The organism is Achromobacter sp. B7, assembly GCF_003600685.1.
Lineage (GTDB): Bacteria > Pseudomonadota > Gammaproteobacteria > Burkholderiales > Burkholderiaceae_B > Achromobacter > Achromobacter spanius_B.
Genome location: NZ_CP032084.1, coordinates 1,734,129 through 1,758,898 on the forward strand (window position 1 = coordinate 1,734,129; position 24,770 = coordinate 1,758,898).

The window sequence follows — 24,770 nt, forward strand, 5'->3', positions numbered from 1 at the left end:
CTCAAACCATCTATTTGTGCTTGCGTAATAACTAAAAGTTATTAAAAGCAGGGGGACAGTCGCTGCGCTATTGCAGCCGCCATACCAGCGCGGCCAGCGTCAGCAGCAGTACCGGCAACGTCAGCACAATGCCCACCTTGAAGTAATAGCCCCACGTGATCCGCAGCCCTTTGCGCGCCAGCACATGCAGCCAGAGCAGCGTCGCCAGGCTGCCGATCGGCGTGATTTTCGGCCCCAGGTCGCTGCCGATGATGTTGGCGTAGATCATGGCGTCTTTCAGCGGACCGGTGGCGCTGGTGTCCGCAATGGACAGCGCGCCCACCAGCACCGTGGGCAGGTTGTTCATGACGGACGACAGGAACGCGGTGATCAGGCCCGTGCCCATCGCCGCGCCCCACAGTCCGTATTCGGCGCAGCGGTCCAGCACCTGCGCCAGGTGCGCGGTCAGGCCGGCGTTGCGCAGGCCGTAGACGACCAGGTACATGCCCAAGGAAAAAATCACGATGTGCCAGGGCGCCTCGCGCATGATCTTGCGCGTGCCCACGATGTGCTGGCGGCCGGCGATGACCAGCAGGCCCAGCGCACCGGCCGCGGCAATGGCGCTGACCGGAATGCCCATGGGCTCCAGCACGAAGAAGCCGGCAAGCAGCAAGGCCAGCACGATCCAGCCGGCACGAAAGGTGATGGGGTCGCGAATGGCGGACGCCGGGCTCGGCAATTGGCTGACGTCGTAGCGCGGCGGAATGCTCTTGCGGAAAAACAGCAGCAGCACCACCAGCGTGGAGCCCACGGCCATCAGGTTGACGGGCAGCATCACCGACGCATATTCGCCAAAGCCGATGCCGAAGAAATCGGCCGACACGATGTTCACCAGATTCGAGACAATGAGCGCGATGCTGCCCGTGTCGGCAATAAACCCCGCCGCCATCACAAAGGCCAGTGACGCGCCCGGCCCGAAGCCCAGCGCAAGCAGCATTTCCATGACGATAGGCGTCAGGATCAGCGCTGCGCCGTCATTGGCGAACAGCGCCGACACCGCCGCGCCCAGCAGCACGATCAACACAAACAGCAGCCGTCCGCGCCCGCCGCCCCAACGCGCGACGTGCAAGGCCGACCATTCAAAGAAGCCGGCTTCGTCCAGGATCAGGCTGGTGACGATGATGGCGATAAAGGTGGCGGTGGCGTTCCAGACAATGCGCCAGACGTCCGCGATGTCGGCCAGGTGCACCACGCCCGTGGCCAGCGCCAGGCCAGCGCCGATGACGGCGCTCCAGCCTATGGACAAGCCTCTCGGCTGCCAGATGACCAGCGTGATGGTAAGAATGAAGATGGCGGCGGCAAGCAGCATGACGATCAATCAAGAAATGGGGTGGGCACTGATCCACGCGACCAGCAGGCTGACGGTCAACACGGAGGCGACGGTGGAAACCAGGATGGCGCGCGAAGTCAGGCGGGCATCGCGCCCGTACATCTTGGCCAGCATGAAGGGGCCGGTGCCGATGGGCAGCGCGCTCATCAGCACGGCCGTCCATGCCCACAGCGGTGGCATCGAAAAAACATAAAAGGCCAGCACCGCGGTGACGGCCGGTTGCAGCAACAACTTCCCGGTCACCAGGCGCAGCACGCCGGGGCCGGCGGTGGCGGTTTCAGTCTGCGCAAGGAACAGGCCGATGGTGACCAGCGCGCAGGGGCTGGCGGACGCGCCCAGCAGCGCGACGTAGCGGTCTATGCCTTCGGGCAGGGTCAGGCCGGTGGCGGCCCATGCCAGCCCGAGGACCGGCGCGGCCAGCAAGGGGTTGCGCATCAAGGCGCGGCCTACCTTCAATAGCGTGGCGGCGGGGTTCGGGGCTTGTTGCCGGTCGAATTCGATCAGCGCGATGGCAAAGCCGAACAGCACGCTGGCGGTCAGCAGGGTGGTGAAGGCGGCCGGCGCCAGGCTTTCCGCGCCGAACAGCGCCACGCACAGCGGGATGCCCATGTAGCCGGCATTGGCATACGACGCGGCCAGACCTTCGATGCTGCGGTCGGTCAGTGCGCGGCGCCCGCCACGGCCGGGCAGGAAAGACACCAGGAAGGTCACGGCGATGCCGCCCGCGAAGGCGGCGACAAAACCCCAATGCGCCATGTGCGTCAGGTCTACCTGCGTCATTGCCCGAAACAGCAGTGCCGGCAGCGACAGGTAGACGACATAGCGGTTCAGCGCGTCGGTGGCGCCGGGTCCCAGCACCTTGCCGCGGGCGGCCAGCCAGCCGGTCAGGATCAGCGCAAAGACCGGCAGGGCGGCGGTAATGACGGCGTTCATCGGTGGTGATGGGGGCGTGGGCGCGGGAAGGCGCTCATTCTACTTGGCGCGGGCGCGGGTTGCGGGTGACCAGCAGGATGCCAAGGGCGGCCAGCGCCATGCCGGGCCACGCCAACATGGGTATCGGTTCGCCCAGGGCCATCAACGCAAACACGGCGGTGCAAGGCGGCACCATGAAGAAAAGGGCGGACACGCGGGACGCTTCACCGTGGCGGATCATGGTCAACAACAAGGTGATGGCCACCAGCGAATTGCCCACTACGAGATAAGCCAACGCGGCAAGCAACGGACCGGTCCATTCGATGCGCATGGGTTCCAGCCAGAATGCCAGCGGCGCGGTCACTGCCAGGCCGACGGCGTATTGCAGCAGGTTGGACGTGACCGGATGCGTGGCCACGCCAAAACGCTTTTCGTAAAGCGTGCCGCTGGTGATGCAAAGCAGCGCGCCAACGGCGAACAGCAGCCCCAGTGGCGCCAGCACGTCGATGGATGCCTTGGCCACGATCACCAGCACAGCGCCCGCCACGCCCAGCCCCAGCCCGGCCCAGCGCCGCGCGTCGACGCGCTCGTGAGCGATCAATGGGGCCAGCAGGCCGATCAGGATGGGTTGCAATGACGCGATCAGGGCCAGCCCGCCGGCTGGCATGCCCAGTTTCAGCGATAGATAGGTGCAGCAGAAATAGCCGGCTTGCAGCAGCAGGCCCACCATCGCCAGATGCCCCCAGGCGCGCGCGCCACGGGGCAGGGCGGGACGCAGCACCAGCATGAACGGCGCCAGGATCAGCACCACGCAGGCGTAGCGCACGGCCAGGAACGTCAGCGGGTCGGCATAGGCCAGACCGATTTTCAACACGACGAAACCGCTGGACCACAGCAACAGGAAAAGCGCGGGAGCGGCTTTCAACCAGGGCGGAGCGGCGGGTGTCATGTTGGATGCGGGCAACGGGGGCAAGCCGCGATCGTACCCCTTTTCGTGCCGGTATCATTCCCGCTTGAGAATGCGGCGTAGGATATTTATTGTTGATTGCCGCTCGCGAGGGAAATGAAGATGTCGACCCAAAAAAAATCAGCGGTGCGTATTGCATTGGGCACCTGGGACCGGCTGCGCGAAGACGCCAGTGCGGTTCGCTACGAGGTATTCGTCGTCGAGCAAAAGGTGCCGCCCGAGGTCGAGCTGGATGACGACGACGCGCTATCGGTGCACGCCGTGGCGTACGGGCCGGACGGCACGCCAATGGGTACGGGGCGCTTGCTGCCCGACGGGCACATCGGCCGCATGGCCGTGCAGAAGCGGGCGCGCGGCATGGGCGTGGGCGGGCTGTTGCTGGATGCCCTGATCGAGCAGGGCCATGGCGATGGCCACCGCATGCTGGTGTTGCATGCGCAGACGCATGCCGCCGGCTTCTATCAGGCGCACGGCTTTGTCGTCGAAGGCGAGGAATTCGTGGAAGCTGGAATTCCGCACGTCGTGATGACGCGCGAGCTGAAGTAGTGCGGCGCATAATGCCGTGCGTATTGCCGTGCGTATTGTCTTGACGCCGGCCGCATGCAAAAGAAAAAACCCCGGTCGTTTTCACGATCGGGGTTTTTCTTGGCGCATCACGACAGGTACCTCGTGATGTAATAATTGGTGCCCAGGAGAGGACTCGAACCTCCACACCTTGCGGCACACGGACCTGAACCGTGCGCGTCTACCAATTCCGCCACCTGGGCGCTGATGCTTCACGTGTTGCGTCGCTTGCGCGTCGTTTCTTGTTCAGCAGCAGAGAAGCGAGATTATGCACACTTTCTTTTGCGTGTGCAAGCCGGTGTCCTGCCTTTTTTTCACTTTTTCGCGCGCCTGGCGTTGGCGGCTTTCGCTATAGTGTCGCCCCATGTCACGTACCCTTTGCACGCGCTGCCTGCGTCCGGAATCCCATTGCCTGTGCGCGCTGATTCCTTCCTTGTCATGCCGCACCCGCGTCGTGGTGCTTCAACATCCAAGCGAAGCGCGCCACGCCTTGAACACGGCCCGGCTGGCCGTGCTGGGCTTGGTCGGCGCGCGCCGCGTGGTGGGCGAACGTTTTACGACCAGCGATTGGGCTGAGCCCGGCTACACGCCGCGTCTATTGTTTCCGGGGCTGGCCGCCGACGTCCTGACTCCCGGTTATGGGCGTGACCTGGACCTGCCGATTCAACTGATCGTGCCGGACGGCACGTGGGGCCACGCGCGCAAGCTGCTGCATATCAACCCCGAACTGGCTGCGCTGCCGCGCGTGATGTTGCCCGCCGGCTTGGTGACCCGCTATCGCGTTCGTCATGCCGATATTCCTGGTGCGCTGTCGACAATCGAAGCGGTCACGCATGCCCTGAGCGCCATTGAAGCGCCCATGAACGTCGATGCCTTGTTGCGTCCCTTCGAGGCGTTGATCGACGGACAGATCGAGGGCATGGGTGAAGATCTGTACGCCCGCCATCATTTGCAGCGCAAGGTGCCGTGGCGCTAAGCGGGCGCGGTATGAAAAAGGGTAGGGGATTAATACCGCGAAGCCGGCATATCGGCGTGACGATTGACAAGCTAAACCGGCCACGTCGGCGCCCGGAAACATAAAGCCGAACCAAAATGAAATAGCCCGGCGTGCAGTTAAATCGGCGACAAGTAAAAACACCGACAACAAAGCAAAAGCCCCGAATATCTTCCGATGTTCGGGGCTTTCTGTCTTGCTATCGAATCCGCGCAACGCGGCTTCGTCATCTATGCGGGTGGTGCCCAGGAGAGGACTCGAACCTCCACACCTTTCGGCACACGGACCTGAACCGTGCGCGTCTACCAATTCCGCCACCTGGGCACTGTAAGAGCCATGAGCTCTAGCAGGTTTACTGCAAGTACTGCTGATACTGCTTTGGCAGTCTTTACTGCATTTTTACTATCCAACTTGTTCGCGACCGTAGTCGGCAAGCAAGTTCGATTTAAATTCCGTGGTGCCCAGGAGAGGACTCGAACCTCCACACCTTGCGGCACACGGACCTGAACCGTGCGCGTCTACCAATTCCGCCACCTGGGCACTGAGACATGCTTGTCAGAACACTGTGATACGCTGCCGCTCTAGTTGCATTGTTTTAGCCCTGTTCTATTAAGCGCGTACGTTGTTTTCAACATACTGACTTAACCAAAACTTAACTAAAACATGCGTCCTGAGCGCACTTGGTTTTACAATGGGTCTTTCGACCTGGGGTTAGCAACCGCTTTGGTTTTCAACCCCTTCTGACCATTTCTGCTTCAGTGTTCAGCCTTGGGCGAACCACAGAAGCTGCGCATTATATACGGAACTTTCAGCTTTGGCAAAACGATCGAATAACGAATCGAAAAACAACAGATCAACACCCTTGCCCGAAGCGCCGCCGGACTTCGATCCCGATGTCCCGTCCCGTGAAGCCATCCTGACCGCACTGCGGGCCGCGGGCTCGCCGTTGTCTCCGGTGGAACTGGCCGAACGCATGGGCGTTGAGCGAGCCGCGACGATGGTGGGTTTCGAGCGCCGCCTGGGCGCTATGGAACGCGACGGCCAGTTGATGCCCAATCGCAAGGGCGTTTTGTTGCTGGCGACCAAATTGGATTTTGTCGCAGGCAAGGTGCTGGGTCACCGTGACGGGTTCGGTTTCCTGCTGCGTGATGACGGCGGCCCCGACCTGTTCCTGTCGCCGCGCGAAATGCTCAAGGTCCTGCATGGCGACCGCGTGCTGGTCAAGCCCACGGGCGAATACCGTGGCAAGCCCGAAGGCACCATCGTTGAAGTCATTGAACGCCGCACCAATAAGCTGGTGGGGCGTTTTCTGCACGAGCATGGCCTGTCCATCGTCGTGCCCGAAGATCAACGCATCAAGCACGACATCCTGATTCCGCCCAGCGACACCAACGGCGCCCAGCATGGGCAGGTGGTTGCGGTTGAAATCATGGAACAGCCCACGCGCCATACGCAGCCCCTGGGCCGCGTGGCCGAGGTGCTGGGCGAAATCGACGACCCCGGCATGGAAATCGAGATCGCCGTGCGCAAGTTCGACGTGCCCGTCGAATTCTCGGAAGCCGCTCGCAAGCAAGCCGCGCGCATCCCCGATACTGTCCGCAAAACCGACTTGAAAGACCGCGTCGACCTGCGCGACGTGCCGCTGATCACCATCGACGGCGAAGACGCGCGCGACTTCGACGATGCGGTGTATTGCGAGCCCGTCGAACTGGGCACCGGCCAGCGCAAGCGTCCAGGCTGGCGCCTGTTGGTCGCCATTGCCGACGTCAGCCATTACGTGCGTCCCGGCGACGCCCTGGACGACGACGCCATCGAGCGCGGCACCAGCGTGTACTTCCCGCGCCGCGTCATCCCGATGCTGCCCGAATCGCTGTCCAACGGCCTGTGCTCGCTGAACCCCGACGTCGACCGCCTGGTGCTGGTCTGCGACATGGTCATTCCGGCCACGGGCGCCAAGGCCGGCACGGTCACCGCCTACCAGTTCTATAACGCGGTGATGCATTCGCATGCCCGCACCACGTACACGAATATCTGGGCCGCCTTGCAGCAGCCGGGCGGCCCCGCCGCCGCGGCCATGCGCAACGTGATGCCGCATGTGCAGCATCTGTACGAACTGTTCCAGCTGCTGGTGCAAGGCCGCAAGAAGCGCGGCGCCATTGATTTCGACACCGTCGAAACCAAGATCGTCTGCAACGAACTGGGCCGTATCGAACAGATCGTGCCGTCCGTGCGCAACGACGCCCACAAGCTCATCGAAGAGTGCATGCTGGCCGCCAACACCTGCGCGGCCGACTTCATGACGCGCAGCAAGCATCCCGGCCTGTACCGCATCCACGAAGGGCCCACGCCGGAACGCCTGCAATCGCTGCGCGAATTCCTGCGCACGATGGGCTTGTCGCTGGGCGGGGGCGACACGCCCACGGCCAAGGACTACGGTGACTTTCTTGACACCGTGCGCGGCCGTCCCGACTACCAGCTGTTGCAGTCGATGTGCCTGCGCTCCATGCAGCAGGCCGTCTACAGCCCTGACAACATGGGCCACTTTGGTTTGGCCTACCCCGGCTACAGCCACTTCACGTCGCCCATTCGCCGCTACCCCGATCTGTTGACCCATCGCGTCATCAAGGCCCTGTTGGCCGGCCAGCGCTATGTGCCCAGCCTGGATGACCACGCAGTCGTCATCGGTCGCACGCAGAAAGAACACGAGCACGCCATCTGGGAAAAGATGGGTCTGGTGTTGTCGGCCACCGAGCGCCGCGCCGACGAAGCATCGCGCGACGTCGAGGCCTGGCTCAAGTGCTGGTTCGTCAAGGAACGCGTGGGCGAAGACTTCAGCGGCACCGTCACCGGCGTGGCCAGCTTCGGTATCTTCGTCACGCTGGATACCTTGCACGTCGAAGGGCTGGTGCACGTGTCTGAACTGGGCGGCGAATACTTCCAGTTCAATGATGGGCTGCATGAGTTGCGCGGTGAGCGCACCGGCATGCGCTACCGCCTGACCGACAAGGTCCAGGTGCAGGTGGCGCGCGTCGATCTCGAAGCGCGCCGCATTGAATTCCGCCTGGTGCAGGGCACCAGCTTCGACGCCTTGCGCAAGGCGGCGGCCCGTGGGCCCGACGAGCCCGTGCGCCGCGTGAAGAAGGCGGCAGCCCCGAAGCCGGCCGCGCTGAAGGGCCAGACCGCCAAGGAACGCCGCGCCGACGCCAAGAAGGCCGGCAAGCCGCCCCGTGCGTCCAAGCGCGCATCGCCCGCCAAAAAGGCGACGCACAAGCGTCATTGACACGCGCTTTGTGACGCCTTTATGACCCGCCCGCTGTAGGGCGGCGGGGCCATAAGGGGTAACATTGCGCAGATGGCCGGCTTGGTCCGGTGGCCCGCCCCCTCTGGGGCGGGTATTCGTTTATCTAAAGGTATTGCATCTATGGCGTCGACCCAAGTTCTAGCCGGGTTTCACGCGGTTGTCGCGCGGCTGCGCCACGCGCCCGACTCAATCAAGGAAATCTATGTCGAGGCCTCGCGCCGCGACAAGCGCATGCAGACGTTCATCGAGCAGGCCGAAAAGGCGGGGCGCCGTGTGCATCCCGTGCCGATGGAACGCCTGGATGGTCTGTCGCGCGGAACGCGGCACCAGGGCGTGGTCGCCTTGGCCGACGAGCGCCAACTGGCGGTGGATGTGGACGAAGTGCTCGACGTTATCGAGGGCCCGCCGCTGCTGCTGATCCTGGACGGCGTGACCGATCCCCACAATCTGGGCGCCTGCCTGCGCACCGCCGATGCGGCGGGCGTGCATGCCGTGATTGCCCCGCGCGACCGCGCCGTCGGCTTGAACGCCACCGTGCAGCGCGTGGCGTGCGGCGCGGCCGATACCGTGCCTTATCTGATGGTCACGAACCTGGCCCGCACCATGCGCAGCCTGAAAGATCGTGGCGTGTGGCTGGTGGGTACCGACGACCAGGCCACCGACAGCATGCACAAGATTGACGCCCGCCAGCCGATGGCGTGGGTCATGGGCGCCGAAGGCGAGGGCATGCGACGCCTGACCCGCGAAACCTGCGATCAGCTCGTCAACATCCCCATGTTGGGTTCGGTTGAAAGCCTGAACGTCAGCGTGGCCAGCGCCGTGTGCCTGTACGAAACCGTGCGCCAGCGTCAAGCCTGACCTTGTCCGACCCGACTACCTTGTAGCTCTTCCTTTTACGCGTCTGCCCATCATGCACCAGAACGGCTTTACCACCACGATCCTCCATTCCGACCGCCAACAATCCGTCGAGCACGGAGCGGTGCACAAGCCGATGCATCCCTCGTCGGAATTCGCCTATGACGACGCGCGCGAGCTGGCGGCGGTATTCCAGGGCAAGGCGGGCTTTACCTATGCGCGCCAGGGCACGCCCACGACCACGGCGCTGGAAGCCAAGATCAACCACATGGAAGGCGGCAAGGGCACCGTCAGCTTTGCCACCGGCATGGCGGCGTTGTCGGCCATTTTCACGACCTTGCTGCGTCGCGGCGATCATCTGGTGTCCAGCCAGTTTGTGTTCGGCAACACCAACAGCCTGCTTGGCACGCTGCTGGAGCTGGGTGTCGAAATCACCTTCGTCGATGCAACAGATGCCGAGCAAGTGCGCGCCGCGATCCAGCCCAACACGCGCATGGTCTTCACTGAAACGATTGCCAACCCGGGCACGCAAGTGGCCGACCTGGCGGTCATCGGTGAAATCTGCCGCGAGAAAAACCTGGTCTACGTCGTCGATAACACCTTGACGTCGCCGTGGATGTTCCGCCCGTCCACCGTGCATGCATCGCTGGTGATGAATTCGCTGTCGAAGTACATCGGCGGCCACGGCAACGCGCTGGGCGGCGCCGTCACGGATACGGGCCTGTACGACTGGGCCAACTATTCCAACATCTACGACGCCTACCGCAAGGGGGCGTCCACCAGTTGGGGTCTGACCCAGATCAAGAAGAAGGGCTTGCGCGACATGGGCGGCACGTTGGCCGCCGAGCCCGCGCACCGCATCGCCGTGGGGGCCGAGACGCTGGCGCTGCGCATGGCCAAGCACTGCGCCAACGCGCTGGCGCTGGCGCGCTTTCTGGATGAGCATCCCGGTGTGGCCAAGGTTCATTACCCCGGCCTGGCCGGCCACGCGCAGCATGCACGCGCCGCGGCGCTTTTTGGCTCGCGCTTCGGCGGCCTGTTGGGTGTGGAGCTTGCCGAAGGCGTGGACTGCTTCGATTTCCTGAACCGCCTGCGCATCGTGCTGATGGCTACGCACCTGGGTGACACGCGCAGCCTGGCATTGCCCGCCGCGCACACCATCTATTACGAGATGGGCGCCGAGCGCCGCAAACAAATGGGCATCGCGGACAGCCTGATCCGCGTGTCCGTCGGCATCGAAGACGAAGCCGACCTGCTGTTTGATTTCGATCAGGCGCTTAATGGTTGCCTGAAGGGATAATCCGCCAAAGGATCAGGCACATGCTTATACAGATCGCAGATGTATTCACGCCGCAAGAGGCGGCGGATATCCGCCAGCGGCTGGACGCCTCGGAATGGGTGGATGGCAAGATCACGGCGGGCTACCAGTCCGCCGAGGTCAAGCGCAACCGCCAGTTGCCCGAGCAGCATCCGTTGGCGCAAGAGCTGGGCAACCTGATCCTGCAACGGCTGGCCGCCAACAACCTGTTCATGTCGGCCGCCTTGCCGCGCAAGATATTCCCGCCGCTGTTCAATCGCTATGAAGGCGGCGAAGCCTTTGGCTATCACGTCGACAACGCGGTGCGCGGCATCACCGGCACGGCCGAGCGCGTGCGCACTGACTTGTCGGCCACGCTGTTCTTCTCGGACCCTGATTCCTACGATGGCGGCGAGCTTGTCATCGATGACACCTACGGGCCGCGCGCCGTGAAGCTGCCCGCGGGGCACATGGTGCTGTATCCCGGCACCAGCCTGCACAAGGTGAATCCGGTGACACGTGGTGCGCGGGTCAGTTCGTTTTTCTGGATGCAGAGCCTGGTGCGCGAAGACAGCCAGCGCGCATTGTTGCTTGACATGGACGTGGCCATCCAGCGTTTGAATCAGGACGTGGCGGGACATGCGTCGATCGTGCAACTGACCGGCATTTATCACAATTTGCTGCGCCGCTGGGCCGATGTTTGATTCAGGCTTGAAGTGATTTTTTTCGGTGTCGCGCAAACCCCGAAATGCGCGTTTTTGTTTATTGCGAAAATGGCTAAAAGCTAGTATTGGCGCGGGTTGTGGTGAGGTTTTTGCTTGACAGCCGCTCTACGCCAAGGCCTAATACACGTCTGCGTCGCTGACGGTTTGAAGGCATTTATGCCATCGAATCCTAAGCGGCGCAGCAGTTTAAAAGTTGTGCTTTGCAGCGCAAGAAAAAAGTCCATCCACTGTCTGTTCGTCGTTTGCCGGGCCTTGCGTTTTGTTGGTGGCGTCCCTGCATGACAGCCATGAACCGCACGGCCTCGCCAGACTCAATACCTTGTGAGGGGTACTCCTGAATGAACAAAACCGAACTCATCGATCACATCGCCAGCAAGGCCGATATCTCCAAGGCTGCCGCCGGCCGTTCGCTCGACGCCCTGATCGGTGCCGTCAAGACCACGCTGAAGAAGGGCGGTACGGTAACGCTGGTTGGCTTTGGCACGTTTGCCGTGTCGGCTCGCGCAGCTCGCACTGGCCGCAACCCGCGTACGGGCGAAACGATCAAGATCAAGAAGGCCAAGGTGCCGAAGTTCCGTCCGGGCAAGGCCCTGAAGGACGCCGTCAACTAATGGACGGCACGGCGATCGCGGGGCATCGGCCCGAAGCGATTTGCCGACAATGACGCGGTCCGGTATACTCCGGCCCGCGTATTGCTTTTGAGTACCCCGAGTTGGCTGCGAGTTAGTCACTGCTTCAAGCGAATCATCGCATTGAGGCGGCGCTGAAAGTGTCAGGATCGGGTGCTTAGCTCAGTTGGTAGAGCGGCGCCCTTACAAGGCGTAGGTCACAGGTTCGACCCCTGTAGCACCCACCAAAAGCCCATGCGTTGCGTTCGCGAATTTGAACGTACTTCTTGCAGATCACCCGCAAAACCCGCACACCTTACCGTGGCGGGTTTTTTGTTTTGGCGTTCTCTGTGTGTGGCGCATGGGCGTGATGCCTGGGCGTGTTCCTGCGCCTGCTCCACGCGTTGCGCCCTTGCGCTGGCGCAAGCTTTCTTGATGCCGTCTTGTGCTTTCTGGTTGAGCCCGGTAGGGCAGTGTTACGCTATTCCAGACGAAATAGGACGTGCGAATCATTCGCATTTAAGATATTATGATCGGCTTGTACCGGCTGGCTCACGCCGCTTTTTTTTGGCGCGCGTTTTCGTCAAGCTGGCCGGATAAGTCAATGCACCCTGGCTGATTCATGCCTAGTTTTCAACGCGGTTGGACTTCTTCTTCGCCGTCTTCATTTGGTATACGCGCTGGCGCCGGTCTTGCGGTTGTCGCCCTACACGCGGCGGTAATCGGGGCCATTTTCATGGCACCCGCGAATCGTCCTGAGCTTGAGGAGCCCGAGGCTGTCATGGTCAGCCTCATCGACGCGCCCGTTCCCCAGGTGGCCAAGGCCGAGCCCACGCCCGAGCCGCCGCAACCCGTCGTGGAACCGCCGCCGCCCGAGCCCGAACCCGTGGTCGAGCCCGACCCTGAGCCCGAACCGGAAATGAAGCCCGAGCCTGAACCGGAACCGGAACCCGTGGTTGAAAAGCCGCCGATGCCGGCCCCCAAGCCCAAGCCGAAGCCCAAACCCAAGCCCCAACCCAAACCGCAGCCCAAGCAGGAAGTCAAACCCGAGACGCCGCCCGTGCAGACGCCGCCCGCCGGCGCCGTGGATGGCGCGCAGGCGACGCAAAGCCCGCAACAAGGCCCGCCGCCCGATCAGCCCGTTTTGGTGTCCAGCATTGAATTCCAGGGCGCGCGCCCCATGCCCAGCTACCCGATGGCCTCGCGCCGCATGCGGGAAGAAGGGCGGGTGCTGGTGCTGGTGGAGATCAACACGCAGGGTCTGGTGGACCGCGCAACGATCGACACGTCCTCGGGCTTTCCGAGGCTGGACGAATCCGCGTTGACCGCGGCTCGCAAGGCCAAGTTCAAGCCCTATACCCGTAACGGCGTGGCCTATCCCGCCAAAGCCAAAATTCCGTTCGATTTCGTAATGAGGAACTGAGATGTCCAACGCACTGCATGGCGCCACCCTGGTGGCGCAGGCGACTACCAGCCCGGCTGCTCCGGCTGCCGCCGCCGCTGCGCCCGCAGCCCAACAAGCCGCCACGACCGGTGCCGGTGTCGTCCAGCAATCGGCTGACGCGCTGCAAAGCGCCGCCGCCGCGTTGCCGCCGACCGCGCCCATCGCGACCCCCGACATGGGCTTTCTGCACTTTGTCGCGCAGAGCGACTTCGTGGGCAAGAGCCTGTTCATCATCCTGATCCTGATGTCGCTGGTGACCTGGTACCTGATCCTGGTCAAGGCCGCCAGCAACGTCAGCATGCGCAGGCGTTCGGCCGATTTCCTGAACAAGTTCTGGAACGCCAGCTCGCTGGAGCAGGTCGAGCACGAGATCAGCACGCACGGCGCGCGCGATCCGTTCTCGCACCTGGCCAGCCACGCGATGCACGCGCAGGCGCACCACAACAAGTTCGGCGCGACCAAGCTGGAAGAGTCCGGCAGCAATTCCGATTTCGTCACGCGCACGATGCGCAAGGTGATCGACGAAGAAACCGCCAAGCTGGAAAACGGCCTGACGGTGTTGGCCTCGGTGGGATCCACGGCGCCGTTCGTCGGCCTGTTCGGTACGGTGTGGGGCGTGTACCACGCGCTGGTCGGCATCGGCTTGTCCGACGGCGTGACCATCAACCGCATCGCCGGCCCCGTGGGCGAAGCGCTGATCATGACGGGCCTGGGTCTGGCCGTGGCCATTCCCGCCGTGCTGGCGTACAACACGTTTGTGCGCAACAACCGCGTGTTCCTGTCGCGCCTGGACGCCTTTGCGCACGACCTGTTCGCGTTCCTGACCACCGGCCAGCAGGTTGCGCTGTCCGACGGCAAGGTCCGCGCCTTGCGCCGCCAGAACGGTAACGGCGCCGCGGTTCAACGCGGGAGCGAATAATGGCTTTTGGCAGCTTCGAGGGAAAAGGATCCGGAAGCCATACGGTTTCCGAGATCAACATGGTGCCCCTGATCGACGTCATGCTGGTGCTGTTGGTGATCTTCATCATCACGGCGCCGCTGCTGGCACACTCGATCAAGATCAACATGCCCCAGGTGGCGGCCGAGCAGATCGAAGAAGAACCCAAGACGGTCGACCTGGCGATTGACGCCAGCGGCGCATTGTTCTGGGATGAAAAGCCGGTCAATATCGATGACCTGCCCAACCGCTTCAAGTCGATCGCCGGCACCAAGCCGCAACCCGAGATCCGCATTCGCGCCGATCAGAACACGCGCTACGAAACCCTGGCCAAGGTCATGGCCTCGGCGCGCCGTTCGGGCATGTCGCGCATCGGCTTTGTCACGACGCCGCCTTCGGGTGGTGCCGCAGCGGGCGGCCAGGCACCTGCCGCGGGCGCCGCAACCCCGGCTCCCGCCGGGGCGCCGTCCGGCCGGTGAACGAATCCCACGGAAGGGGGCGCATTTCGCGCCCCTTTTTTTTCGGATCGCGCTAGAATCGCGGCATGCGAGTTCTGGTAATCGAAGACGACACCACCCTGGGCCATGCGCTCCAGGAATTCCTGGCCGACCAGGGTTATGCGGTCGACTGGCTGACGGAAGGCGACCGAGTCCTGGGCGCCCTGGCTGGCCAGCCGTATGACCTGATGCTGCTCGACCTGAACCTTCCCGGCATGAGCGGGCTTGATGTGCTGCGGCAATTGCGCCAAGACGGCAATCAGGTTCCGGTCCTGATCCTTACCGCGCGCGACGGCATCGAAGACCGCGTTGCGGGCCTGGATGCCGGCGCCGACGATTACGTCACCAAACCCTTTGAACTGCCCGAGCTGGCGGCGCGCGTGCGTGCCTTCGGCCGGCGGCGCGCGGGGCAGGCACAGCCGCTGATCGAAGTCGGCCCCCTGGTGTTCGACACAGTCGGCCGCGAAGTCCGCGCCAATGGCCAGCGCCTGTCGCTGTCGGTGCGCGAACTTTCCGTGCTGGAAATGTTGATGGCCCGCGTGGGCCGCGTCGTCACCAAGCGGCAAATCGTGAATTCGCTGTCCGCCTGGGATGCCGATTTCAGCGAAAACGCCGTCGAAGTCTATGTGTACCGCCTGCGCAAGCGCCTGGAAGGTACGGGCGCCAGCATCCAGACGGTGCGCGGCTTCGGCTACATGCTGGATGTGGAAACGGCCTGACGGCCCGGGCGCCGCCGGTATGCGCCGGCTGCGCTTCTGCATGCACCCAAGCGAGGGTATCGCGTCATGATGCACGATCGCACTCCTTCCGCTCCTACGGCGTCCCGCCCCTTGCTCCCCTCCCGCTCGCTTGCCCGGCATCTGGTCATTCGCTTGATGCCGCCCATTCTGCTGCTCGTCCTGCTGGACCTGGCGGCAACCTGGGTGATCACGCACAAGATCGATATGTCGCTGTGGATGCTGGAAGACTTCTTCTGGCTGATGGTAGTGGGGCAGGTGGCGCTGATCGCGCTGTTCACCTGGGTGGTCGTGCAGGGCGTGCGATCCGGATTGCGGTCCGTGAACCATCTGTCCGAAGAGATCCGGCAGCGTTCCATCGACGACATGCAGCCGTTGGAAGTGGCGGGCGTGCCGGTCGAAATCGAACCGCTGGTCACGCACACCAACGACCTGCTGCTGCGCCTGGACGCCTCGCTGGCGGCCCAGCGCCGATTCATCGGCCACGCGGCGCACCAGCTGCGCACCCCCTTGTCCGGCCTGCGGCTGGAATCCGAATTGATGTTGGCCCGCCCACTGCCGGACGACGTGCGGGCGCGGGCGGAACGCATCAAGGCCGTGAGCGACCGGATGATCCGCCTGGGTCAGCAGTTGCTGGTGCTGGCGCGCGCCGACCCCAATGCCCGCCCGCAAGACAGCTTTGTGCGCATCGACCTGTGTGAATGGGTGCGCGTGCACGGCGCCGAATGGTTTCCTCGGGTGCGCGAGGCGCGCTACGAGCTGGACCTGGTGGCGCCCGATGCGCCCATCTGGATCGATGCAGACCCCTTGCTGCTGGCCGAACTGCTGGGCAACCTGATCGACAACGCGCTGCGCTACGGCAACGAGACCGGCCGCATCACGTTGATTGTGGGCGCCAACCCGCCGTCCCTGACGGTCGAGGACGACGGGCCCGGCATTCCCTCCGAAGAACGCGACCGCGTCTTTGAAGCCTTTTACCGATCGCCCACCGCCACGGCGGGCGGCTCGGGATTGGGCCTGGCCATCGTGCGCGAGATCGCGCACGCGCATGGCGCCTGGTGGAAGCTGACCAGTCGCCCCGACTTCTCCGGAACCCGGCTTTCCGTCGTGTTCCCCGGCCCCCGCAAAGGGGCGCAACTAACTCGTCAAGAACCCACATCATGAGCCAAGCCACGGCGGGTGCCCCGCTTCCCACCGGCCCCCACGCGGGGGGCGTGCATGCGCCGTCGTCGCGCGCCGCGTTGATCCTGGGCGCGTTGGGCGTGGTGTACGGCGACATCGGCACCAGCCCGCTGTATACGCTGCGCGCCTGCCTGACGGGCCTTAGCGTGCACACCGACCTGGAGCCCGCCCACTTGCTGGGCGTGCTGTCCATCCTTTTCTGGATGCTGATGGTGGTGGTGTCCTTGAAGTACGTCACGCTGGTCCTGCGCGCCGATAACCGGGGCGAAGGCGGCACGCTGGCGCTGTTGGAACTGGCGGTGCGCAACCGCGACGGCAAGATGCGGTGGGTGCTGATCGTGCTGGGCATCTTCGGGGCGGCGCTGTTCTACGGCGACAGCATGATTACGCCCGCCATCTCGGTGCTGTCCGCGCTGGAAGGCATCGGCATCGTGTCCCACACCCTGGACGCGTGGGTCGTGCCCATTGCGCTGGTCGTGCTGGTGGGGCTGTTCGCCATCCAGTCGCATGGCACCGGCCTGATGGGCAAGCTCTTTGGCCCCGTGATGCTGATGTGGTTCGGCACGCTGGCGGCGCTGGGCGGCTGGCAGATCTGGCAGACGCCCGAAGTCCTGGCGGCGTTGAACCCGATGTGGGGCCTGCGGTTCGTCGTTGAATTTCCCTTGATCAGTTTCGTGCTGCTGGGCGCCGTGGTGTTGGCATTGACGGGCGCCGAGGCGCTGTACGCCGACATGGGCCACTTTGGCCGCCCCGCGATTCGCAGCGCGTGGTTCAGCATGGTGCTGCCGGCGTTGACGCTGTGCTACTTCGGCCAGGGCGCGCTGCTGCTGCGCGACCCCGAGGCCATCCGCAATCCGTTCTTCCTGATGGCACCCGACTGGGGCCTGGTGCCGCTGGTGGCGTTGGCCACCATTGCCACCATCGTCGCATCGCAAGCCGTGATCTCGGGCGCGTACTCGGTCACGCGCCAGGCGGTGCAGCTGGGCTTCTGGCCGCGCATGCAGATCCTGCATACCTCGGCGGTGGAAAAGGGCCAGATCTATCTGCCGCAGGTCAACGCGCTGCTGCTGTGCGCCGTGCTGGTGCTGGTGCTGCTGTTCCGCAACTCCGACAACCTGGCCGCCGCCTATGGGTTCGCGGTGACGGGCACGATGTTGACCACCTCGGTGCTGGCGTTTGCCGTCTTGCCGCGCGGGTCCACGGGCCTGAAGCGCATGCTGTGGTTCGGTGTGCTGGGCTTTCTGCTGCTGTTCGACGTGCTGCTGTTTTCGGCCAACGTGTTCAAGATCCACGAGGGTGGCTGGCTGCCGCTGCTGGTCGCCATCGTTGTGTTCACGCTGATGATGACGTGGCGCCGTGGCCGTCGCCTGTTGTCCGACATGCAGCAGCGCGACCGCCAGCCGCTCAAGGAATTCATGGAGCAGCTGGAACAATATCCGCCGTCGCGCGTGCCGGGCACCGCCATCTTCATGACGATGAATTCCGGCAACGTGCCCCCCGCGTTGCTGCATAACCTGAAGCACAACAAGGTGCTGCACGACCACGTGCTGTTCCTGACCATCCTGGTGGCGGACGTGCCCTACATTTCGCCTGAAGAACGCTTCGTGGTGAAGAAGCTGTCGGCCTCCAGCTGGACCGCTACCGTGAACTACGGCTTCAAGGAAGATCCGGACGTGCCCGAGGCCTTGCGCCTGGTGGCCGAAGCGTATCCGGAGCTGGACCTGGAGCCGATGCGCACGTCGTACTTCCTGTCGCGCCAGACCGTGGTGGCGGCGCGCAAGCCGGCGCTATGGCGTTGGCGCCGAGCGGTGTTTTCGTTCATGGCCCGGAACTCCACGCGCAGCACCAAGTTCTTCAAGATCCCGGCCAACCGCGTGGTGGAAATGGGGATGCAGGTCGAGCTTTAGGCCCCGGCGCGGCGCCATAAAAAACCCCTCGGTGTGATGACCGAGGGGCTTTTTGTTGCCTTGCCTGCAAGAATGCTTACTTCTTCTTCGCGGCGTCTTTCAGCTGCGGCAGCGACGTGCCGCTGGAAGCCAGCAGGCCCGTCTTCACGTAGGTGAACAGCTTTTCGCGCGTATCGACGATGTCCAGGTTGCGCATGGTCAGCTGGCCGATACGGTCCGCCGGGGTGAACGGCGCGTTCTCGACCTTTTCCATCGACAGGCGCTCGGGCGCGTACGTCAGGTTGGCCGATTCCGTGTTCAGCAGCGAATAGTCATTGCCGCGACGCAGTTCGATGGTGACTTCGCCGGTGATGGCGCGGGCCACCCAGCGCTGGGCGGTTTCGCGCAGCATGATGGCTTGCGGGTCGAACCAGCGGCCCTGATACAGCAGGCGGCCCAGCTTGCGGCCGTTTTCGCGGTACTGCTCGATGGTGTCTTCGTTGTGAATGCCGGTGACCAGGCGTTCGTAAGCGATGAACAGCAGCGCCAGGCCCGGGGCTTCGTAGATGCCGCGGCTCTTGGCTTCGATGATGCGGTTTTCGATCTGGTCGCTCATGCCCAGGCCGTGGCGGCCGCCGATGCGGTTCGCTTCCAGCAGCAGTTCAACCGGGTCGCTGTATTCCACACCGTTCAGGGCGACCGGCTGGCCTTCCTCGAAGCGCACGGTGACTTCTTCGGCCTTGACGGCCACGTCGTCGCGCCAGAACGCCACGCCCATGATCGGCTTGACGATGCGGATGCCGGAGTTCAGCTGTTCCAGGTCCTTGGCTTCGTGAGTGGCGCCCAGCAGGTTGGAGTCCGTCGAGTAGGCTTTTTCGGCCGACATCTTGTAGTCGAAGCCGGCTTGGCGCATGTATTCGGACATTTCCGAACGGCCGCCCAGCTCGTCGATGAAGCGCTGGTCCAGCCAGGGCTTGTAGATCTTCAGGTCGGGGTTGGTCAACAGGCCGTAGCGGTAGAAACGCTCGATGTCGTTACCCTTGAACGTGCTGCCGTCGCCCCAGATGTTGACGTCGTCTTCCTTCATGGCGGCCACCAGCATGGTGCCGGTGACGGCGCGGCCGATGGGCGTCGTGTTGAAGTACGTGATGCCGGCGGTCGAAATATGGAACGCGCCCGATTGCAGGGCCGCGATGCCTTCAGCCACCAACTGCGCGCGGCAGTCGATCAGGCGGGCATTTTCGGCGCCGTAGGCCAAGGCCTTGCGGGGGATCTCATCGTAGTCGGACTCGTCCGGCTGGCCCAGGTTTGCCGTGTAGGCATAGGGGATGGCGCCGTTATTGCGCATCCACAGGAGGGCTGCGCTGGTGTCGAGACCGCCGGAAAAGGCGATGCCGACCTTCTGGCCGGTAGGAAGGTTCGGGAGGATAGTGGTCATTGTTTGAGGTGAGACGCCAACAGGACTTTGACAGCAACGAGCCGCCAAACAAGAAAGGTAGCCGGCATTTTAACTCTTTTGCCTTGCGCGGCCAGACGCGGCGCGTTTTGGCGGCCGCGCGCATCACGTGGCCGGGGCAAACAGTTCGGAAAGCTTCAGTTGCCGGATCAGTTGCGCGGTGGCGGTGGCCAGGCGTGTGGCGGGACGGTGGCGGGCGCTGGCCAGCACCAGGTTGTTGGTGATGCGGGGCGAGCCGATATCCGATAGGGACAGGGCGTGCTCGGCGGCAGGTCCGCGCGCGGCCGAGCGCGGCAGGATGGCGTACGCGTCGCCTTGCGCCGCCAGTTCCACAATGGTCTGCACGGCGTCGACCTCGGCCGCCACCTTCAGGCGCACGCCTTGCGCGCGGCACACGCTTTCCACCAGGGTCCGGATCGCGTTGGGCAGGCTGGGCAGCACCAGCGGATAGTCGCCCAGCTGCGCCACGGCAACGCGGGCGGGCAGGGGCGGTTGATGGCCGGCGGCAGCGGCCAGCACCAGGTCTTCACGGAACAGCGATTCATACGCAAGCTGGGGCGAGGGCGCGGGATCGTAAAGCAGGGCCAGATCGACCCGGCCGGCCAAGAGCCATTCCCGCACCTGGGCGCTAAGGCCCTCGGCCACTGCAATGGACGCCTCTGGAAAGCCCCGCCGAAACGCCTGCACCAAGGGTGGCGTCAACACGCGCGCAATGCGCGGGGGCAGGCCCACCACCACCTTGCCGGTTGGCGTGGCGCGCAGCGTTTGCAGGTCTTCCTTGGCGCGTTCGGCCAGCGTCAGCAGCGCGCGCGCATGTTCCAGAAAGCGCAGTCCGGCCTCGGTGGGTTCGGCGCCGCGGCCGTTGCGGTAGAGCAGATGCTGGCCCAGCTCCAGTTCCAGCAGCCGTACCTGCCGGCTGAGGGTGGGCTGGGCAACGTCCAGCAACTCGGCCGCGCGCGAAAAGCTGCGCCGCTCGGCGACGCTGACGAAATATTCGATCTGCTTTAAATCCACGATGCGCCCGCGCTGTTATGTATATGTTCTATATCTGAAATCAAAGATATAGCATTGTTAGTCGGCTCGCAATCCGCGAGGATGTCGTTTTCCCAGCAGGAACCGACTGTGCCTGATTGCCGCCCACCGCTTGCGTCCCCGTCCCGTCCGCGCCACGCCATGCCGCCCGGCGCCTGCGACGCGCATTGCCATGTCTTCGGGCCCGGCAACGTGTTTCCCTATGCCGAGGGCCGTTCCTACACGCCGCCCGATGCGCCCTATGCCGCCATGGCCGCGCTGCATGCGCACCTGGGCATCGAGCGCGCCGTGGTGGTGCAGGCCAACTGCCACGGCTCGGACCATAGCGCGCTGCTGGATGCGCTGGCGCAAAGCGGTGGCCGCTATCGCGGCGTGGCGTTGCTGGGCGCGGATGCCACGGCGGTGCGTGTCCGGCAACTGCACGACGGCGGCGTGCGCGCCGCGCGCTTCAACTTCGTGCCGCACCTGGGCGGCGCGCCGAACCCGGCCGTGTTCGACCACGTGGTGGCGCTGATTGCGCCGCTGGGCTGGCATCTGTGCCTGCATGTGGACGGCGCGATGCTGCCCGAACTGCTGCCGCGCCTGTTGGCATTGCCCGTGCCTTTCGTGGTGGATCACATGGGCCGATTGAAGGCGGCCGACGGCCTGGATTCGCCCGCGATGCGCGCATTGCTGTCGTTGGCCGATGTGCCGCAGGCCTGGGTCAAGGTGTCGGGCATCGACCGCATCGCGTCCGGCAAGCGCCCGTTTGCCCAAGGCATACCCTTTGTGAGCGCGTTGGTGCAGGCCATGCCCGATCGTTGCCTGTGGGGCACCGACTGGCCACATCCCAACGTGGCGGGCGATATGCCCGATGACGGCGAGCTGGTGGATACCTTCTTTCAGGCCTGCCCCGATGCCGCCGTACGCCAGCGGGTGCTGGTGGACAACCCCGCAAAGCTGTACGGATTCGCGTAGACACCCGACGTTGCGCGTCGCTTAAAAAAATTCGATTCAACGAGGAGACACCATGTTCAAGAAATTGCTTTCGGCCACCGTGCTGAGTCTGTCCGCTTTCGGCGCGGCCCATGCCGACGGCCCGGTGCGCCTGATCATTGCGTTCCCGCCCGGCGGGCCGGTGGACCTGGTCGGACGCGTGCTGGCCGAACAGCTGGGCAAAGAGCTCAAGCAAAACGTTATTGTCGAAAACAAGGCGGGCGCCAATGGCAACATCGCGGCCGCCTATGTGGCCAAGGCGCCGGGCGATGGCTCGGTGCTGTTCCTGACCAGCGTGGGCGCGGTGGCGATCAGCCCGGCGCTGTACAAAGACCTGCCGTACGACCCCGTGCGCGACTTTGCGCCGGTGTCCAAGGTGGTCAACAACGCCACGGTGTTCGTGGTGAACCCGTCCAACCCGGCTAGCGACGCGGCGGACTTCGTGAAGAAGTCGCAGGCGGCGTCGCAATCCGTGGCGATCGGCTCGTCGGGCATTGGCAGCATTCCGCACCTGACGATGGAAATGTTCGCCGACGCCAGCAAGGCCAACGTGCTGCATGTGCCGTACAAGGGGGCCGCGCCGGTCATCAATGATGTGATGGGCAACCAGGTGTCGGGCTTCTTCGGCGACGTGCCCGGCCTGATCGGCCATATCCAGGGCGGCAAGCTCAAGGCCTTGGGCATCGCCGCGCCCACGCGCCACCCGCTGCTGCCCGATGTGAAGACCTTGGCCGAACAGGGCATTGCCGGCGTGGAATCGAATAACTGGTACGGCATCGTCGCGCCTGCCTCCACGCCCGCCGCCACTGTCGACAAGCTGAATCAGGCGGTGCGCGCCGCCTTAGGCAATGAAGCCGTGCGCGCCAAGCTGGAGAAGTTTGGTGCCCAGGCAGCGCCCAGCTCGCCGCAGGAACTGGCCGCGCTGATCGCGTCCGACCGCGACAAGTGGACCGCGCTGATCCAGCGCAAGAACATCCGTCCGGAGTAAGCATGAGCGCCAGCCGAGTCACCCCCGTTGTCCCGGGCACCCGCCAGGAACTGGCTGCGATCGAGGCGCGTATCAGCGCCGCGCGCGGCCGGATCTCGCCGCTATACCAGGTGCTGCTGAACAGCCCCGCCGTCGTGGATGGCTGGGAAGCCATGCTGACCGCCATCCGCCAGAAGACGTCCCTGTCGCCGCGTCTGCGTGAACTGATCATCTTGCGCGTAGCGACCCTGAACAACGCGCCCTACGAATTTGACGCGCATGTGCCGCACGCCTTGGCGGGCGGCATGCCGCAGGAGGTGATCGACGCCTTGCGCTCCAACCCGGCGCCGCAAGATGTGCAAGGGCTGGCCCCCGGCGAAGCCGAGGTGCTGGCGTTGACCGACGCCATGACGCGCGACATCGAGGTACCCGACGCGGTGTTCGCGCCCGTGCGAGCACGCTACGATGACGCGCAACTGGTCGAGCTGGCCGCCACCGTGGGCGCGTACAACATGGTGTCGCGCTTCCTGGTGGCGCTACGCGTCGGACATTGAAGGAGATGACAGTGCAGGAATCCGTATTGCTGGTGTCGCTGGGCGAACGCTTTGACAAGGCCCGCGCGGCCGACATGGCAGAGCGTCTGACGGCCGGGCTGGACAAGGTTGAGGTCAGCGCGTTTGCCGCGGTTGAAGAGGCGGACACGTATGTGTACCTGCGCGGCACGAGCCACGCGCTGGCCGAAATCCAGGCGCGTCTGGCCGAAAGCTTCCCTGGCGCTCGCGCCCGCGTGTTGCATCAAACGCTGGACCTGCCGGGGGCGTCGGCAGGCCAGGACGCGCCGTGGCACTACATCGTTGAAACCGATGTGCTGCCCGAGGCCGAGCAGGACTTGAACGCCTGGTATGACCAGGAACATCTGCCGGGGCTGGCGTCCGTGCCCGGCACGGTGCGCGCGATGCGCTTTGAATGTCGCGATGAATCACCGCGATACCTGGCGTGCTACGACTTGCACACCCGCGAAACCTTCGGCAGCGCGCCGTGGCTGGCCGTGCGCGCCACCGACTGGAGCAGCCGCGTGCGGCCTTCGTTTCGCAACACGCGCCGCACGATGTTCAAGAAAATCCTGTGACGGCGGGCCGGCGATGGGCCGGCAAGGAGGCATGATGAAAATGAAACAGCTGCTGACGGGGCTGACGATCGGCTGCGCGATCGTGGCGTCGACGCCTGTGCTGGCGGATGCACCCAAACGCGTCAATGTGCTGGTCGGCAACGGCGCGTCGATTGAAGTGCTGGACCAGGGGCAGGGGCCCGCGCTGGTGCTGCTGCCGTCACGGGGACGCGGCGCGCAGGATTTCGACGAACTGGCCGAACGCTTCGTGCAAGCGGGCTATCGCGTGCTGCGTCCGCAGCCGCGCGGCATCGGCGGCAGTACCGGGCCGATGTCGGGCATCACGCTGCATGATCTGGCGGACGACCAGGCCGCCGTGATTCGCACCGTGGCGCGCCAACCGGTGGTGATGGTGGGCCATGCCTTCGGCAACTGGGTGGCGCGCGCCACGGGCGTCGACCACCCCGAGCTGGTGCGTGGCGTGGTGATTGTGGCGGCGGCGGCCAAGCAATATCCCAAGGGTCTGAGCGAACACGTGGATCGCAGCGCCGAACTGTCGTTGCCCGACGCCGAACGCCTGAAGTCGATCCAGTACGCGTTCTTTGCGCCCGGCAACGACGCGCGCGTCTGGTTGAACGGCTGGTACCCGGACGTCAGCGAGAGCCAGCGCCTGGCCGGCAAGGCCACGCGCCAGTCCGATTGGTGGTCGGGCGGGGCCAAGCCGTTGCTAGACCTGCAAGCGGAGCTGGATCTGTTCAAGCCGCCGGCTACGCGCAACGAAATCCGCGATGAGTTCGGTGACCGCGTGTCCGTCGTCGTGGTTCCCGGCGCGGGCCACGCGTTGGTGCCCGAAAAGCCCCAGGCGGTGGTGGACGCCATTGCGGCGTGGGAACGTACGCTGCGTTGATTGTGGTGTATTGAATGCGGCGCGGGCCGGCCACGGAACCCCAGCCGTCG

Annotated in this window: 23 protein-coding genes and 4 tRNA genes; 19 read left to right on the forward strand and 8 right to left on the reverse strand. The window is 64.3% G+C overall.

Translation table 11 applies throughout. The features are described from left to right. Positions 1–67: 67 nt before the first annotated feature. From DVB37_RS07825 to DVB37_RS07835, 3 genes are read right to left on the reverse strand one after another with little or no spacing between them, the layout of a single operon-like run. Positions 68–1,348 (reverse strand): arsenic transporter, encoded by a 1,281-nt coding sequence (locus tag DVB37_RS07825; protein ID WP_120157412.1) that lies wholly within the window; start codon positions 1,346–1,348, stop codon positions 68–70. A gap of 9 nt (positions 1,349–1,357) precedes the next feature. After that, positions 1,358–2,302, reverse strand: a complete 945-nt coding sequence (locus DVB37_RS07830; RefSeq protein WP_104143255.1) for an AEC family transporter — start codon at positions 2,300–2,302, stop codon at positions 1,358–1,360. 34 nt (positions 2,303–2,336) lie between these two features. Further along, positions 2,337–3,230 carry a DMT family transporter gene (locus DVB37_RS07835; RefSeq protein ID WP_120154529.1) on the reverse strand — a complete coding sequence of 298 codons (894 nt, stop codon included), beginning with the start codon at positions 3,228–3,230 and terminating at the stop codon, positions 2,337–2,339. 120 nt (positions 3,231–3,350) lie between these two features. Between DVB37_RS07835 and DVB37_RS07840 the strand changes: the two genes are divergently transcribed. Then, the gene (locus DVB37_RS07840; protein ID WP_046805555.1) at positions 3,351–3,794 is read left to right on the forward strand and encodes a GNAT family N-acetyltransferase; all 444 of its coding nucleotides are present in this window, start codon (positions 3,351–3,353) and stop codon (positions 3,792–3,794) included. Between the two features lie 136 nt (positions 3,795–3,930). On the opposite strand, the gene DVB37_RS07845 is transcribed toward DVB37_RS07840, so the two are convergent. Then, positions 3,931–4,015: transfer RNA gene (locus DVB37_RS07845), tRNA-Leu, on the reverse strand. Between the two features lie 161 nt (positions 4,016–4,176). Here DVB37_RS07845 and DVB37_RS07850 point away from each other — a divergent pair. After that, a complete protein-coding gene (locus DVB37_RS07850) occupies positions 4,177–4,788 on the forward strand; it encodes a tRNA-uridine aminocarboxypropyltransferase (protein ID WP_120154531.1) in 612 nt (203 codons plus the stop codon). Between the two features lie 257 nt (positions 4,789–5,045). Here DVB37_RS07850 and DVB37_RS07855 read toward each other — a convergent pair. Together DVB37_RS07855 and DVB37_RS07860 are read right to left on the reverse strand one after the other, a co-directional pair. Next, positions 5,046–5,130, reverse strand: a tRNA-Leu gene (locus DVB37_RS07855). 131 nt (positions 5,131–5,261) lie between these two features. Next, positions 5,262–5,346 (reverse strand) — tRNA-Leu (locus DVB37_RS07860). Between the two features lie 274 nt (positions 5,347–5,620). On the opposite strand from DVB37_RS07860, the gene rnr reads away from it, so the two are divergent. The 12 genes from rnr (at position 5,621) to DVB37_RS07920 (ending at position 18,296) form a co-directional block, all read left to right on the forward strand. Continuing rightward, positions 5,621–8,086, forward strand: coding sequence for a ribonuclease R (gene rnr / locus DVB37_RS07865; RefSeq protein WP_046805501.1), 2,466 nt, complete (start codon positions 5,621–5,623; stop codon positions 8,084–8,086). A 141-nt stretch (positions 8,087–8,227) separates the two neighbouring features. Continuing rightward, positions 8,228–8,965 (forward strand): 23S rRNA (guanosine(2251)-2'-O)-methyltransferase RlmB, encoded by a 738-nt coding sequence (rlmB, locus tag DVB37_RS07870; protein ID WP_046805500.1) that lies wholly within the window; start codon positions 8,228–8,230, stop codon positions 8,963–8,965. A gap of 52 nt (positions 8,966–9,017) precedes the next feature. After that, a complete protein-coding gene (locus DVB37_RS07875; protein ID WP_046805499.1) occupies positions 9,018–10,262 on the forward strand; it encodes a cystathionine gamma-synthase family protein in 1,245 nt (414 codons plus the stop codon). A 20-nt stretch (positions 10,263–10,282) separates the two neighbouring features. Next, entirely contained in the window at positions 10,283–10,963 is a 681-nt protein-coding gene (locus DVB37_RS07880) for a Fe2+-dependent dioxygenase (RefSeq protein WP_104143264.1), read from the forward strand. 359 nt (positions 10,964–11,322) lie between these two features. Then, positions 11,323–11,595, forward strand: a complete 273-nt coding sequence (locus DVB37_RS07885; protein ID WP_003812968.1) for an HU family DNA-binding protein — start codon at positions 11,323–11,325, stop codon at positions 11,593–11,595. A gap of 169 nt (positions 11,596–11,764) precedes the next feature. Next, a tRNA-Val gene (locus DVB37_RS07890) sits at positions 11,765–11,840 on the forward strand. Between the two features lie 374 nt (positions 11,841–12,214). Then, complete coding sequence (locus tag DVB37_RS07895; protein WP_104143265.1) at positions 12,215–13,015, forward strand: energy transducer TonB; 801 nt, start codon at positions 12,215–12,217, stop codon at positions 13,013–13,015. Between the two features lies 1 nt (position 13,016). Next, complete coding sequence (locus DVB37_RS07900) at positions 13,017–13,955, forward strand: MotA/TolQ/ExbB proton channel family protein (RefSeq protein WP_120154533.1); 939 nt, start codon at positions 13,017–13,019, stop codon at positions 13,953–13,955. After that, positions 13,955–14,452: a biopolymer transporter ExbD gene (locus DVB37_RS07905; protein WP_120154535.1), complete on the forward strand. Its 498-nt coding sequence runs from the start codon at positions 13,955–13,957 to the stop codon at positions 14,450–14,452. Before DVB37_RS07900 ends, DVB37_RS07905 begins: the two co-directional genes overlap by 1 nt. Positions 14,453–14,517: 65 nt before the next feature. Beyond that, complete coding sequence (locus tag DVB37_RS07910; protein ID WP_006218435.1) at positions 14,518–15,189, forward strand: response regulator transcription factor; 672 nt, start codon at positions 14,518–14,520, stop codon at positions 15,187–15,189. A gap of 156 nt (positions 15,190–15,345) precedes the next feature. Continuing rightward, positions 15,346–16,371: a HAMP domain-containing sensor histidine kinase gene (locus DVB37_RS07915; protein WP_104143268.1), complete on the forward strand. Its 1,026-nt coding sequence runs from the start codon at positions 15,346–15,348 to the stop codon at positions 16,369–16,371. Then, positions 16,368–18,296: a potassium transporter Kup gene (locus DVB37_RS07920; protein WP_046805494.1), complete on the forward strand. Its 1,929-nt coding sequence runs from the start codon at positions 16,368–16,370 to the stop codon at positions 18,294–18,296. Before DVB37_RS07915 ends, DVB37_RS07920 begins: the two co-directional genes overlap by 4 nt. A 76-nt stretch (positions 18,297–18,372) precedes the next feature. Here DVB37_RS07920 and argG read toward each other — a convergent pair whose 3' ends face one another. Together argG and DVB37_RS07930 are read right to left on the reverse strand one after the other, a co-directional pair. Next, on the reverse strand, positions 18,373–19,713 hold the full coding sequence (gene argG / locus DVB37_RS07925) for an argininosuccinate synthase (protein ID WP_046805493.1): 1,341 nt from the start codon (positions 19,711–19,713) through the stop codon (positions 18,373–18,375). 123 nt (positions 19,714–19,836) lie between these two features. Next, positions 19,837–20,745 (reverse strand): LysR family transcriptional regulator, encoded by a 909-nt coding sequence (locus DVB37_RS07930; protein WP_120154537.1) that lies wholly within the window; start codon positions 20,743–20,745, stop codon positions 19,837–19,839. A gap of 108 nt (positions 20,746–20,853) precedes the next feature. Between DVB37_RS07930 and DVB37_RS07935 the strand changes: the two genes are divergently transcribed. From DVB37_RS07935 to DVB37_RS07955, 5 genes are read left to right on the forward strand one after another with little or no spacing between them, the layout of a single operon-like run. Then, positions 20,854–21,720, forward strand: a complete 867-nt coding sequence (locus DVB37_RS07935) for an amidohydrolase (protein ID WP_205571606.1) — start codon at positions 20,854–20,856, stop codon at positions 21,718–21,720. Positions 21,721–21,772: 52 nt separating this feature from the next. Next, complete coding sequence (locus tag DVB37_RS07940) at positions 21,773–22,726, forward strand: tripartite tricarboxylate transporter substrate binding protein (protein WP_120154541.1); 954 nt, start codon at positions 21,773–21,775, stop codon at positions 22,724–22,726. A gap of 2 nt (positions 22,727–22,728) precedes the next feature. Continuing rightward, positions 22,729–23,259, forward strand: a complete 531-nt coding sequence (locus DVB37_RS07945; RefSeq protein ID WP_046805489.1) for a carboxymuconolactone decarboxylase family protein — start codon at positions 22,729–22,731, stop codon at positions 23,257–23,259. 11 nt (positions 23,260–23,270) lie between these two features. Further along, a complete protein-coding gene (locus tag DVB37_RS07950; RefSeq protein WP_120154543.1) occupies positions 23,271–23,834 on the forward strand; it encodes a DUF4286 family protein in 564 nt (187 codons plus the stop codon). A 34-nt stretch (positions 23,835–23,868) separates the two neighbouring features. Continuing rightward, complete coding sequence (locus tag DVB37_RS07955; RefSeq protein ID WP_120157413.1) at positions 23,869–24,720, forward strand: alpha/beta fold hydrolase; 852 nt, start codon at positions 23,869–23,871, stop codon at positions 24,718–24,720. Positions 24,721–24,770: the final 50 nt, after the last annotated feature.